The organism is Curtobacterium sp. GC_Cur_3 (genome assembly GCF_026544205.1).
GTDB lineage: Bacteria > Actinomycetota > Actinomycetes > Actinomycetales > Microbacteriaceae > Curtobacterium.
The window spans coordinates 1-11,837 of record NZ_JALNUI010000018.1 but is presented as its reverse complement, the minus strand read 5'-3'; the positions used below and the strand labels follow the sequence as shown (position 1 = coordinate 11,837).

Sequence of the window (11,837 nt, the reverse complement as noted above, 5' to 3'; positions counted from 1 at the left end):
AGCGGGATGGCAGGAGGTCCCGCGCTCCGTAGCGTCGGTGACGTCGGCGATCGTCGTCGGCGGAACTGGAGCTCGCCGTGTTCGACCAGATCACCCCGTTCGTCGTGGACCTCGCGGCGAGTCCGCTCGTCTACGTCGTCCTGTTCGCCCTGTGCCTGGTCGACGGCTTCTTCCCGCCGGTACCGAGCGAAACTGCGCTCGTGGCGGTCGCCGCCATCGCGGTCACCTCGGGACAGCCGGTCATCGCCGGCGTCCTGGTCGCCGCTGCTGCCGGTGCGATCGCGGGTGACTCGATCGCGTACCTGATCGGTCGGCGCATCGGACTCGAGCGGCTGTCCCGGGCGGAGCGCCCGAGGATCGCGGCCGCCTTCGCCTTCGCGGAACGGCAGATGCGTCGACGCTCGGCGAGCCTGATCCTCGTCGGCCGGTACGTCCCGGTGGGCCGCGTCGCCGTGAACATGACCGCCGGTGCCACCGGGCTGCCCTACCGTCGGTTCATCGCCATCAGTGCGATCGCGGGCGTGGCGTGGTCGGCGACGTCGGTCGGGATCGCGCTCGCGACCTCGAGCGTCCTGCACGAACCGCTCGTCGCGGCCGTGGTCTCGATGGTGGTGGCCGGTGTGCTCGGCGTCGTCGTCGACCGTGTCATCGGTAGGCTCGGCCGCAGGCGCGACGCCCGACCGCTCACGACCGGAGAGACCGCGCGACCGTGACCGACCAGCAGCTCCACACCGGCCCCGTGCCACGACCGCGTCCCCGTCCGGCATGGGCGGCGCCCGCGCTCCGCATCGCCCTGGTCGTCGTCGCCGCCGCGATCGTCGCCGTCGCGGCCCCGGTGACCTCGGTCGTCTACGGCGTCGCCGTCCCGCTGTCGCTCCTGGTGTCGGTGGTCCTCGGCGTCACCGTCGCCGTCGCCCCGTGGGCACCGCGGAGCGCCGCCGTCGTCCACCTCGCTGCGTTCGTCGGGCTCGGGGTCCTGACCGCACCGAGCGACGTGGGTCCCTGGCCGGTGCCGGTCACCGGGATCATCGGCCTCAGCGTGCTGCTCGTCGTGCTCGGGGTCCGCACGTCCTGGCGTCTCACCGCCGTGGTGTGGGGCGTCGCGACCGTGATCCCCCTCGTGCTCGTGGCCGCGACCCCCGACCGCTGGGGCCACCCGGGCGTCTGGGCGGCCAGCTTCGTGGTCTCAGCTGGCGACACCCTCGTGGTGGCGGCCGCCGCGGTCGTCGTCGGGCAGCGCCGCTCGATCCGCGCCGAACTCGACGCCGCCCTGCGGGACACCGAGGTCGAGGTGGCACGGCGCAGGTCCGTCGAGGAGCGCTCCCGCATCGCCCGCGAGCTCCACGACGTCGTGGCGCACAGCATGTCCGTCGTGCACATGCAGGCCGAGTCGGCGCCGTACCGCGTCGCTGACCTGCCGGCCGAGGCGCGCGTTGAGTTCCAGGCGATCGCCGAGACCTCGCGCACCGCGCTCCGCGAGATGCGGCAGCTGCTCGGCACGCTGCGCGGCGACGACGCGGCGGAACGTGCGCCGCAACCGCACCTGACCGACCTGCCGGCGCTCGTCACGGCCACGCGCGCGGCCGGCATCCCCGTGACGCTGACGGTGGACGCCGAGGACGACGTCGACCGGCTGACCCAGCTGACGGCCTACCGGATCGTGCAGGAAGCGCTCGGCAACGTCGCCCGGCACGCCTCCGGTGCGCCCACGACCGTGACGGTGACCCGGGTCGGTGCACGGATCCGGGTGTCGGTCACGAACGACGCCCCGCCGGTGGGCAGCGTCCCGCTCACGCCGCCGGACGACGGCGGCTTCGGGCTCGCGGGGATGCGGGAGCGCGTCGCAGCGGTGCGCGGCACGCTCGACCACGGCGCGACGCCGGCCGGGGGCTTCCGGGTCGTCGCCGACCTCCCCGCGCACGTCAACGGGGTGACCGCGTGATCCGCGTGGTGGTGGTCGACGACCAGCAGATGTTCCGGATGGGGCTCCGGTCGATCCTGCAGGCGCAGGACGACGTCGAGGTCGTCGGCGAGGCGAGCGACGGCGACGAGGCCGTGGCGCTCGGCGTCCGCCTGCAGCCGGACGTGGTCCTGATGGACGTCCGGATGCCGCACCTGGACGGCATCGAGGCCACGCGCCGCCTGCTGGCCGCACCGTCCGACTCCCCGGTCCGCGTGCTGATGCTGACCACGTTCGACATCGACGACTACGTCTTCGACGCCCTCCGCGCCGGGGCGAGCGGCTTCCTGCTCAAGGACGCCACGGCGGACGAGCTCGTGGCGGCGGTCCGGACGGTGGCCGGTGGCGAGGCGTTGCTCGCTCCACGGGTGACCCGGCACCTCGTCGAGGCCTTCGTCGCCGCTCCCCCGCCGTCCACGCCGCGCACCGAGGTCCTCGACGTGCTCACCGACCGCGAGCGGGACGTCTTCATGCTCGTCGCCCGGGGGCGCTCGAACACCGAGATCGCCGGGGACCTGTTCATCGCCGAGCAGACCGTGAAGACCCACGTCGGCCGGATCCTCGCGAAGCTGCAGTTGCGCGACCGGGTGCACGCGGTCGTGCTCGCCTACGAGTCCGGGTTGGTGGGCCCGGCCTGACCCCGGAGGGGGTCCGGGGCGTCAGCCGCCGAACTCCACCTGGACCTGCTGGCCGGCGTTGGTCAGCCCGTCCTGGACCGCGGCCCGGGTCTGCTCGATCCAGGGGCTGTCCGAGCACCCGATCCAGACGACGGTGCGCGGTTCGGAGTCGGCGAGGCACCACTCGCCCGCCCACGCGAGCACGGCGGCCGCGAGCGCCTCCCCGTGGTCGGCGAAGCAGAGCGACGGCACCGAGGACGGCCGGTCGCTCCGGACGAGCCAGGACACGGTCACCCGCGGGGGTGCAGGCAGGATGCGGACCTGTTCCTCGAGCGCGACCTCGACGAAGACCTGGCCGTAGGCGGTCTCGGGGAGGTCCTCGAGCAGCCGGTGGATCTCCGACAGGTCCTCGACCGCCCCGGCGATGAGCACGCGGTCGCTGGGCTGTCGACGGGTCCGGTCCATGCTCCAACGGTAGGACCGCGTTCAGCCCAGGACAACCCCGAGTTGCTGGGAGAGGAACTCCCACATCCAGGTCAGTGCCACCGCGTCGGTCAGCCCGGGGGCGTTCTGCGCGATCTGGGTCGCCACGCCGTCGCTGTACGCGGCGAGCTTGAGCGCGACGACGGACGGGTCGATGCCGCCAGGGGCCGTGAACGTGCCGTCGGCGACCCCGCGACGGATGACCCGCACCAGGCAGGCCTCCCACACGCGGATGCGTTCGGCGTACTCCTCGGCGACCTCCGGCCGACGTGCCACTGCGGTCCAGTAGTCCGACCAGATGCGCCAGTGCTGCCGGACCTCCTCGCTGTCGTCGAAGAGCGGCTCGACGAGCATCCGCAGGGCCACGACCGCGTCGGGTTCGGCGTCGACCGCGGCCACGATCGCGCCGTAGAACCGCTCCGTCTCGAGCACGACGACCTCGTTGAGGATCTCCGCGACGCTCGCGAAGTGGTACGTCACCGTGCCCACCGAGACGCCCGCTTCGCCCGCGATGTCGCGCAGCCCGGTGGCGCCGAGCCCCTGCCGGACGATGACGGCGCGCGCGGCACGGACGATCATCGCCCGGCGGACCTCGGGGCGCTGTCGCACACGTGGCGCCGGGGACCCGGGCTGCGCGGGCACCGCGGCGCTCACGCGGACGTCCTCGGGACCTCGTCGTGGTGGGTGTGCTCGGCCACGAGCTCCTCGGGGGTGCCATCAACGCCGTCCCGCGCCCAGGCCCGGACGGTGTTGACGACCGTGAACGCCTCGGCCGTGGCCGACACGTGCGACGTCGTCTCGAGCCGTGCGGCCCAGTCCGTGTGCGTCAGCCCGATCGCCCACCGCGACTCGGCGACCGCGGAGGTCGGGTCGCCGCTGACGATGCGGTAGGTCTCGCGGGCGTCCTCGTGGAACACCAGCCCGTCCGGGTACACCCGACCGCCGCCGTACCCGGGGTCGACGTCGAGCGTCCACGCCCCCGTCTCGACGTCGTGCGTGACGGTGCGCTGCGGCAGCGGGTCGCTCGGCTCGACGCGCATGATCGCGAGCGGCGTCGACCGGGTCGGCTCCTCGAACCGGACGCCGTCGTCGGTCGAGCGCGTCCAGACCGGCAGGGTCACCGTGCTGGCAGCGGGGTCCAGCGTGACGGTCGCCGCGGTGCCGTGCGGCCAGACCCACGGCCAGTACGCGGTGGACACGGCGAGGCGCAGGCGGTGTCCGGCGAGGAACCGGTGGCCGGTCGACACGAGCCGCACGGGCAGCGTCGTCGGCTCCCCGGGCACCAGGGGCACCGAGCGGTCCATGCCCACCCGCCGCAGTCCGTTCAGCACACCGCGGGTGACGAGGGTGGAGCTGCCGTCCGGGGCCACGTCGCACAGCCGCACGGTGACGGTCGCCCGGGGCTGGTCGCTCGTGACGGCGAGGTCCACCAGGACGTTCCCGAGCAGGTCGAAGGACTCCTCGACGGGCAGGTCGAAGCACACGGAGCGGCCGTCCTCGGCGCGCTGGTCCGGCGGCAGGTCGGTCTGGTTGCCGAACGGGAAGAACCGTCCGGCGTCCGCACCGGTCTCCTGCGGGGACGCGACGACGACGGGGCCGTCCCCGCCGCCACGAAGGGCATCGAGTGCGAGGGTCCTCGGCGCCGTGGCGTCGTCCGGCCACGAGGACGCGCCGACCCAACGACCGGAGCGGACGGGGTAGTACGTGGCGGGCGGCTCCGGGTCGTTGATCCACGCGCGGAGTGCCGGTTCGTGCTCGACGCCGGTGTCGACGCCGCGCAGCCAGCGGTCCCACCAGCGCAGCGACTCCTGCAGGAACCCGATCGACGGCCCCGGGGCGAGCCCGCGGTCCGGGTACTGGTGCGACCACGGCCCGACGATCCCCTTGACCGGGGCGTCGACGTGTTCGACGAGCCGGAGCACGGCGTCCCGGTACGGGTCCGCCCACCCGCCGACGGCGAGCACCGCGGCGGAGATGCCCGCGTAGTCCTCGGCGGCGCTGCCGTGCCGCCAGTAGTCATCGCGTTCCTGGTGCGACAGCCACACCGGCGTCATGGGACGGTTCGACGCCAGACGCGCACGCCACTGCTCCACCCACGACGGCCCGACGACCTCCGGGCGTGGGGGCCGCGCGTTGAACGCGAACATCGTCCCGCCCCACGCCGCCATGTCGATCCCGAGGACCGCACCGCCGACGTAGTGCACGTCGTTGTCGTAGCGGTCGTCGGTGGAGCACACCGTGACGATGGCCTTGAGCGCCGCGGGGGCACGCGCCGCGAGCTGCAGGGCGTTGAAGCCACCCCACGAGATGCCGAACATGCCGACGGCGCCGGTCGACCACGCCTGCTCCGCCAGCCAGGCGATCACGGCCTCGCCGTCGCGGAGCTCCTGCTCGCTGTACTCGTCGTCGAAGGTGCCGTTCGAGGACCCGGTGCCGCGGATGTCGACGCGGACCGAGGCGTACCCGTGCTCGGAGTACCAAGGGTGGCGCTCCGAGTCCCGCGGCGCCGTCCAGTCGTCGAGCCGGTACGGCAGGTACTCCAGCAGCACGGGGACGGGGGCGTCCGGCCCGGCGGTCACCGGTGCCCAGATGCGGGTGTGCAGGCGCACGCCGTCGGGCATCGGGATCCAGGTGTCGCGGACGGTCACCCCTGTGGGCAGGTCGACCGGCACCCCGATCCCCGTGAACGAGCCGTCGGTCATGCGTCCTCCCAGTTCCGGATCCGGTGCCCGGCACCGTGGTCGGTCCACCCGTCGGTGTGTCGCCAGTGCTGCACGCCGTCGTCGACGTCCGGCAGGTCGGTCACCCCGGGTTCGAGCGTCGCGGCGAGCAGCGTCCGCGTGTACGGGTGGTTCGGGCCGGTGAAGACCCGCTCGGTCGGTCCGATCTCGACGATCCGGCCACCGGTCATCACGGCGACCCGGTCGGCGACGCCGCGGACCACGGCGAGGTCGTGGCTGATGAACAGGCAGCTCAGCCCGTTCTCGCGCTGCAGGTCGGCGAGCAGCGCCAGGATGCCGGCCTGTACCTGCACGTCGAGCGCGGTGGTGATCTCGTCGGCGATCACGAGCCGGGGCCCGGCGGCCAGTGCACGGGCGATGCCGACGCGCTGCCGCTGCCCGCCCGAGAGCTGCGCGGGCAGCCGGGTCGCGAACTCCGGCCCGAGGCCGACCTGGGTCAGCAGGTCCGCCACCCGCGCGCGCGACGACGACCCGGTGAACAGCCGCAGCGGGCGGGCGATCGCCGCGCCGACGGTCCGACGGGGGTTCAGCGAGGTGTCCGCGTTCTGGAACACCAGCTGCACGGCACGGCGGAGCTCCGGGGAGCGTCCGCCGACGGGCTGGCGCAGGTCGCCGGTCGCGGCGTCGTCGGCGTAGGTGAAGGTGCCGGACTCGGCGGGCACCAGCCCCGCCATCGCCGTCGCGAGCGTCGACTTCCCGCTGCCCGACTCGCCCACCACGGCGAGCGTCTCGCGCGCACCGATCTCGAAGGACACGCCGTCGACGGCGGCCGGCAGACCGCGTCCGTAGCGGACCACCAGGTCGCGCGCGGTCACGACCGGACGGCCGGGAGGCCCGGTGTGCGCAGCCGTGTCGGTGACCGTCCCGGGGACGGTCGGGTCCTGGTCGTGGTGATCCGGGCCTCCCGTCCGGGTGCGGCCGTCGGGGACGGCTGCCAACAGGGCCCGCGTGTACGCGTGCTGCGGGTCCGCGAAGAGCGCGGCGGTGTCGCGGTGCTCGACCACCTCGCCGTCGCGCATCACGGCGATCTCGTCGGCCATCGCGGACACGACGCCCAGGTCGTGGCTGACGAGGAGGACGGCCATGCCGAGCTCACGGCCGAGGTCCGCGACCAGGTCGAGGACCGCCGCCTGCGTGACCACGTCGAGCGCCGTCGTCGGTTCGTCCAGGACGAGCACCCGGGGCCGCGCGGCGACGGCCATCGCGATCGCGACGCGCTGCTGCTGGCCGCCGGAGAGCTGGTGCGGGTAGCGGCGGACGATCGTGTCCGGGTCGGGCAGCCGGACGAGCCGGACGAGCTCGGCGACGCGCTCCGGGGAGTCGGGCTCGCCGTGGGCGCTGAGCGCCTCGCGGATCTGTGCACCGACCCGCATCGACGGGGTCAGGGCCTGCCCGGCGTTCTGCGCGACGACCGACGCCGTGCCCCCGCGGAGTGCGCGTGTGGCCGAGGGCGACAGGGCGAAGACGTCCTGGTCGCCGACGACGACCGAGCCGCGGACGATCCGGGAGCCGGTGCGGAGGTGCGCGAGCAGCGTCCGCGCGACCGTGGACTTGCCGGAGCCGGACTCGCCGACCAGGCCGAGGGTCCGTCCGGCCGCGATGGTGAACGAGACGCCGCGGACGACGGGGACCTCGGTGCGTCCGGCGGCGTAGGAGATCGCGAGGTCCTCGACGCGGACGACGGCGGTGGCCTCCGGCGTCCGCGTGCTCGCGGTGGTGGTGTCGGTAGCTGGGGTGTCGCGGTTCATGCGCGGGTCGCTCCCTGCGTGGCGCGGTCGACGCCGAGCGACTTGCTCAGTCCGTCGGCGGCGAGGTTCAGGCCGACCACGAGCGTCGCCAGCGCCACGACGGGTGCCAGCGTGCCGAGCGGCACGACGGTGAGTGCGGTGCGGTTCTCCTGCACCATGAGGCCCCAGTCCGGCGTCGGCGGGTTCGCCCCGAAACCGAGGAAGGACAGCGACGCCACGAGCAGCACGATCCACGACGCCCGCATCGCGTACTCGACGAGCACGACGTCGAGGACGTTCGGCAGGATCTCGCGGAACACGATCGACAGCGGCTTCTCGCCCCGGGCACGGGCGGCCGTCACGTAGTCCTGCGTGATGACGGTCCGGGCGGCGCCGCGGACGACCCGGGTGACGGCTGGGGCGTACACGACGGTCACGGCGAGGACGATGACCCAGAGGCCGGCGTCGAAGACGGTCACGACGACGAGCAGCGCCAGGATCGACGGCACGCTGAGCAGGGCGTCGACGACGCGCATCACGACCTCGTCGAACCAGTTGTCGGCGTAGGCGGTGACGGCACCGAGGACGGTCCCCACGGCGACCGCGATGGTCGTGGCGAGGAACGTCACGAGGAGCGCGTACCGGCCGCCGTTCAGCGTGCGGGACAGGATGTCGCGCCCGTACTGGTCGGTGCCGAGCCAGTGCGTCCACTCCGGACCGGCGAGCACGTTCGCGGAGTCGGTGGCGACCGGGTCGTGCACGCCGATCACCGGGGCGAGGACGGCGAGGACGAGGTGCAGGGCGATGACCCCGAGGCCGACGGAGAGTGCCGTCGAGCTGCGGAGCGGCGCGACGACGCTGCCGATGACGCTCGTGCTCATGCGGAGACCTTCCCTTCGGGGGTGACGGCGCCGCCCGGTGCCGTCGGCGTCCCCGGGATCCGGCGCCGCCGGGCCGGCGGGCGGACGCGGGTGCGTCGCTGCCGGGTGCGGAGCCGCGGGTCGAGCGCGAGCGCGACCAGGTCGGCGGCGAGGTTGCACACGACGTAGACGACGGCACTGAGGAGCGCGATGGCCTCGATCACGGGCAGGTCCCGGTTGAAGACCGACTCGAGCATGAGCTTGCCCATGCCCGGGTAGTTGAAGACGTTCTCCACGACGACCACGCCACCGAGCAGCCACGCCACGTTGAGCGCGACGACGTTGAGCGTCGGGAGCAGCGCACTCGGCACGGCGTGCTTCCACACCACCCGACGCATCGTCAGCCCCTTCAGCTCGGCGGTCGTGACGAACTCGGACGCCATCACGTCGATCGTCGACGAGCGGGCGGTGCGCACGATGTACGCCGCCATCGCCAGGGTCAGCACGATGATCGGCAGCCAGATGGTCGGCAGCAGCTCCCCCACGGTCGCGTCGCTGCCGCGGAGCACCACGGCTGGGAACAGCGGGATGCCGATCGCGAAGAGCAGCACGAGCACGGTCGCGACCATGAACTCGGGGACGCTCATCACGACCAGGCTGACGATCGAGATGACCCGGTCGGTCGGACGCCCACGACGCACACCGGCCACCACGCCGAGCGTGAGCGACAGGGTCACACCGACGAGCATCGCGGGCACGGCGATGAGCATGCTGTTGCGGAACGCGGTGAACAGCGTCGGGGCGACGGGCTCCCCGCTCACGAGCGAGGTGCCGAAGTCGCCGTGTGCCGCGCCGACGAGCCACTGCCCGTACCGCAGCCACACGTTCTGGTCGAGCCCGAGCGTCTCGCGGAGCTGCTTGACGGCGTCGGGCGTGGCGTTCTGACCGAGGAGCTGCTGCGCGACGTCGCCGGGCAGGGCCTGCACGGCGAGGAACACGAACAGGGACGCCAGGACCACCGTCAGCAGGGCGATCCCGACGCGCCGGAGCACGGGGAGGAGGACGTTCATCGGGCCAGTCCGATCTTCAGGTAGTCGAACTCGAAGCCGAACTCCGCGTAGTTGACGACGTCGCGGGACAGCCCGACCAGACGGTCGCCGAACATCGGGGTCATGTCGGCGCCGTCCGCGACGACGAGCCGCTGCGCGTCCTGGTACAGCGTCAGGCGCTTGGCGTCGTCCATCTCGGCGCGGGCGTCGTCGAGGAGCGCGTCGAACGTCGGGTTCGACCAGGCGCTCTCGTTGTACGAGGACCCGGAACGGAAGATCTGGTTGAGCAGCTGGTCGATCGGCCGCCCGGTGAAGAAGTAGCTCACCATGAGCGGCTTCTGCATCCAGATCTGCGTGTAGTACGAGTCCGCGGACGCGTTCTTCACGGTCAGGTCGATTCCGGCGGCCTTGACCTGGTCGCGGTAGGCGACGGCGAGGGGCGTGAACACCGACTCGTAGCTCGACGTGTAGATCGACGCCTGGAAGCGCTCGTGGCCGGCGCGCTTGAGCAGGCTCCTGGCCTTGTCCGGGTCGTGCTCGCGGGGTTCGTCGAGGAACGCGGCGAGCTGCGGCGGCACGGGGTTGTCCCACCCGGGCGAGCCGGTGCCCTGGACCGACGTGTCGACGATCTTCCGCGGGTCGTAGGCGAGCTTCATGGCCTGACGCACCAGCGGGTCGGAGAACTCGTCGCTGGTGGCGAGCATCGGCATCGTGTACCACTGCGCGTTCACGACCCGGGCGACGGTGGCCCGCTGGGACGCGGCGACGACCCGCGCGGTGGCGAAGTCGAGGTTCGTCTGCGAGATCAGGTCGATCTGGCCCGCGAGCAGCGCGTTCACCCGGGCGGTGGTGTCCTGGATCGAGAAGAAGTCGATGCCGTCGAGCGCGGGGCGTCCGGCGAAGTGGTCGTCGAAGGCCTCGATGCTGCCGGTGCCGGCGGGTGCGAAGGACGACAGCTTGAACGGGCCCGTGCCGATGCCGGTCGTGCCGATGGTGTCGATCGCGCCGGCGGGCACGATGTAGCACTGGTAGGCCGTCAGCAGCGAGGGGAACTCCGCGTTCGGCTTCGTCAGCTCGAACCGCAGCGTGTACGGGTCGAGCGCCCGCATCGAGTCCGCGGTCATCACCTCGCCGAGCACCCCGGCCTGCGGTGACGCGGTCTTCTCGTCGAGGATGTGCCGGATGCTCGCGATCGCGTCGTCGGCGGTGAACCGGGAGCCGTCGTGGAAGCGGACCCCCCGGCGGAGCGCGAACGTCCACACGGTGCCGTCGTCGTTGCCGGACCACTCGCGTGCCAGGTCGGGGACGGTCTGCCCGGACTCGTCGAGCCGGACCAGGCGGTTGTAGAGCGCGCCGAGGTACTCGTAGGCGGAGAGCGAGCTCGCCGAGTCGAGGGTCTCGGCGGCGGACGCGGCGGGGCGGGCGATGCGCAGGCGACCACCGCGGCGGGCGACGCCGGTGGCGGCCTGCTCCGGGATGGTCACGGCATCGGCGCCGGTGCTGCACCCGGTGAGGGTGAGGAGACCGAGACCGGCGAGGCCGGCGGCCCCGGTGAGGAGCGCGCGGCGGCTGGGACCACGGCCGTCTCGGGCGGCTCGCTGGTCGGGGTGGTGCTGCTGGACGACGTGCTGCATTCGGGGTGACCCCTCCTGGTAATCGTTCCGGTGAACGATAGGGGGCTTCGCGCTCCCTGGCCAATCCCGTGACGCGTCCCGGCGCGAAGATTCACGAATCCGTTACACGCCGACGGTGTCGAGGGGCCAGGATCGACAGGAGCAACGACGAGGAGCAAACCGATGGCGACCTTCACCCGCGGGTTCGGCGGACGACGACGCAACGAGGACGAGGACCGCACCCCGCCGGGGCAGACGCTCGTGCGCGACTGGCCCGTGCTCTCGGCCGGGGCCACCCCGGACATCGCACCGACGGACTGGAGCTTCTCCATCCAGACGGAGTCCGGTCTGCACGAGTGGACGTGGGACGAGGTCCAGGCGCTCGGCGTCGAGGACGTCACCGTCGACATCCACTGTGTGACGCACTGGTCCAAGCTCGACATGCCGTGGCGCGGGGTCCCGCTCGACGCCCTGTTCGCCCAGGTGGAGACCTCGCTGGACTACTGCATGGTGCACAGCTTCGGCGGCTACACGACGAACGTGCCCCTCGACGAACTGCTCGGCGGCAAGGCCTGGGTCGCGTTCGAGGCCGACGGCGAACCCCTCGAGCCCGAGCACGGCGGCCCGGCGCGTCTGTTGGTCCCCGCCCTGTACTTCTGGAAGAGCGCGAAGTGGGTGCGCGGCATCGTCATGCAGGCCGACGACGAGCCGGGCTTCTGGGAGAACGCGGGCTACAACATGCACGGTGACCCCTGGAAGGAAGAGCGGTACTGGTGAGCGCACCCGT

The 11,837-nt window shown here is 72.7% G+C and carries 11 protein-coding genes; 4 read left to right on the top strand and 7 right to left on the bottom strand.

Translation table 11 applies throughout. The annotated features are described in order from the left end of the window. Window positions 1–77: 77 nt before the first annotated feature. From OXR63_RS10940 to OXR63_RS10930, 3 genes are read left to right on the top strand one after another with little or no spacing between them, the layout of a single operon-like run. Window positions 78–713 (top strand): DedA family protein, encoded by a 636-nt coding sequence (locus OXR63_RS10940; RefSeq protein ID WP_267423097.1) that lies wholly within the window; start codon window positions 78–80, stop codon window positions 711–713. Beyond that, window positions 710–1,942: a sensor histidine kinase gene (locus OXR63_RS18415; protein WP_267423096.1), complete on the top strand. Its 1,233-nt coding sequence runs from the start codon at window positions 710–712 to the stop codon at window positions 1,940–1,942. The genes OXR63_RS10940 and OXR63_RS18415 overlap by 4 nt, the downstream gene beginning before the upstream one ends. Further along, window positions 1,939–2,598: a response regulator gene (locus OXR63_RS10930; protein ID WP_267423094.1), complete on the top strand. Its 660-nt coding sequence runs from the start codon at window positions 1,939–1,941 to the stop codon at window positions 2,596–2,598. The genes OXR63_RS18415 and OXR63_RS10930 overlap by 4 nt, the downstream gene beginning before the upstream one ends. A gap of 21 nt (window positions 2,599–2,619) precedes the next feature. Here the strand turns inward: OXR63_RS10930 and OXR63_RS10925 are convergent, their stop codons facing one another. From OXR63_RS10925 to OXR63_RS10895, 7 genes are read right to left on the bottom strand one after another with little or no spacing between them, the layout of a single operon-like run. After that, entirely contained in the window at window positions 2,620–3,042 is a 423-nt protein-coding gene (locus OXR63_RS10925) for an SIP domain-containing protein (protein ID WP_267423093.1), read from the bottom strand. A gap of 21 nt (window positions 3,043–3,063) precedes the next feature. Beyond that, a complete protein-coding gene (locus OXR63_RS10920) occupies window positions 3,064–3,714 on the bottom strand; it encodes a TetR/AcrR family transcriptional regulator (RefSeq protein WP_267423092.1) in 651 nt (216 codons plus the stop codon). Next, entirely contained in the window at window positions 3,711–5,762 is a 2,052-nt protein-coding gene (locus OXR63_RS10915; RefSeq protein ID WP_267423090.1) for a CocE/NonD family hydrolase, read from the bottom strand. The genes OXR63_RS10920 and OXR63_RS10915 overlap by 4 nt, the downstream gene beginning before the upstream one ends. Continuing rightward, entirely contained in the window at window positions 5,759–7,549 is a 1,791-nt protein-coding gene (locus tag OXR63_RS10910; RefSeq protein ID WP_267423088.1) for a dipeptide ABC transporter ATP-binding protein, read from the bottom strand. The genes OXR63_RS10915 and OXR63_RS10910 overlap by 4 nt, the downstream gene beginning before the upstream one ends. Next, window positions 7,546–8,409, bottom strand: coding sequence for an ABC transporter permease (locus OXR63_RS10905; RefSeq protein WP_267423086.1), 864 nt, complete (start codon window positions 8,407–8,409; stop codon window positions 7,546–7,548). Before OXR63_RS10905 ends, OXR63_RS10910 begins: the two co-directional genes overlap by 4 nt. Next, window positions 8,406–9,458: an ABC transporter permease gene (locus OXR63_RS10900; RefSeq protein ID WP_267423084.1), complete on the bottom strand. Its 1,053-nt coding sequence runs from the start codon at window positions 9,456–9,458 to the stop codon at window positions 8,406–8,408. Before OXR63_RS10900 ends, OXR63_RS10905 begins: the two co-directional genes overlap by 4 nt. Next, window positions 9,455–11,071: an ABC transporter substrate-binding protein gene (locus tag OXR63_RS10895; protein WP_267423082.1), complete on the bottom strand. Its 1,617-nt coding sequence runs from the start codon at window positions 11,069–11,071 to the stop codon at window positions 9,455–9,457. Before OXR63_RS10895 ends, OXR63_RS10900 begins: the two co-directional genes overlap by 4 nt. Window positions 11,072–11,233: 162 nt before the next feature. On the opposite strand from OXR63_RS10895, the gene OXR63_RS10890 reads away from it, so the two are divergent. Then, window positions 11,234–11,827 carry a molybdopterin-dependent oxidoreductase gene (locus OXR63_RS10890; protein WP_267423081.1) on the top strand — a complete coding sequence of 198 codons (594 nt, stop codon included), beginning with the start codon at window positions 11,234–11,236 and terminating at the stop codon, window positions 11,825–11,827. Window positions 11,828–11,837: the final 10 nt, after the last annotated feature.

Excerpts from the sequence above, each read along its gene's own strand:
- OXR63_RS10925 (WP_267423093.1), bottom strand. The coding sequence starts at position 3,042 with ATGGACCGGACCCGTCGACAGCCCAGCGACCGCGTGCTCATCGCCGGG.
- OXR63_RS10915 (WP_267423090.1), bottom strand. The coding sequence starts at position 5,762 with ATGACCGACGGCTCGTTCACGGGGATCGGGGTGCCGGTCGACCTGCCC.
- OXR63_RS10910 (WP_267423088.1), bottom strand. The coding sequence starts at position 7,549 with ATGAACCGCGACACCCCAGCTACCGACACCACCACCGCGAGCACGCGG.
- OXR63_RS10905 (WP_267423086.1), bottom strand. The coding sequence starts at position 8,409 with ATGAGCACGAGCGTCATCGGCAGCGTCGTCGCGCCGCTCCGCAGCTCG.
- OXR63_RS10900 (WP_267423084.1), bottom strand. The coding sequence starts at position 9,458 with ATGAACGTCCTCCTCCCCGTGCTCCGGCGCGTCGGGATCGCCCTGCTG.
- OXR63_RS10895 (WP_267423082.1), bottom strand. The coding sequence starts at position 11,071 with ATGCAGCACGTCGTCCAGCAGCACCACCCCGACCAGCGAGCCGCCCGA.
- OXR63_RS10890 (WP_267423081.1), top strand. The coding sequence starts at position 11,234 with ATGGCGACCTTCACCCGCGGGTTCGGCGGACGACGACGCAACGAGGAC.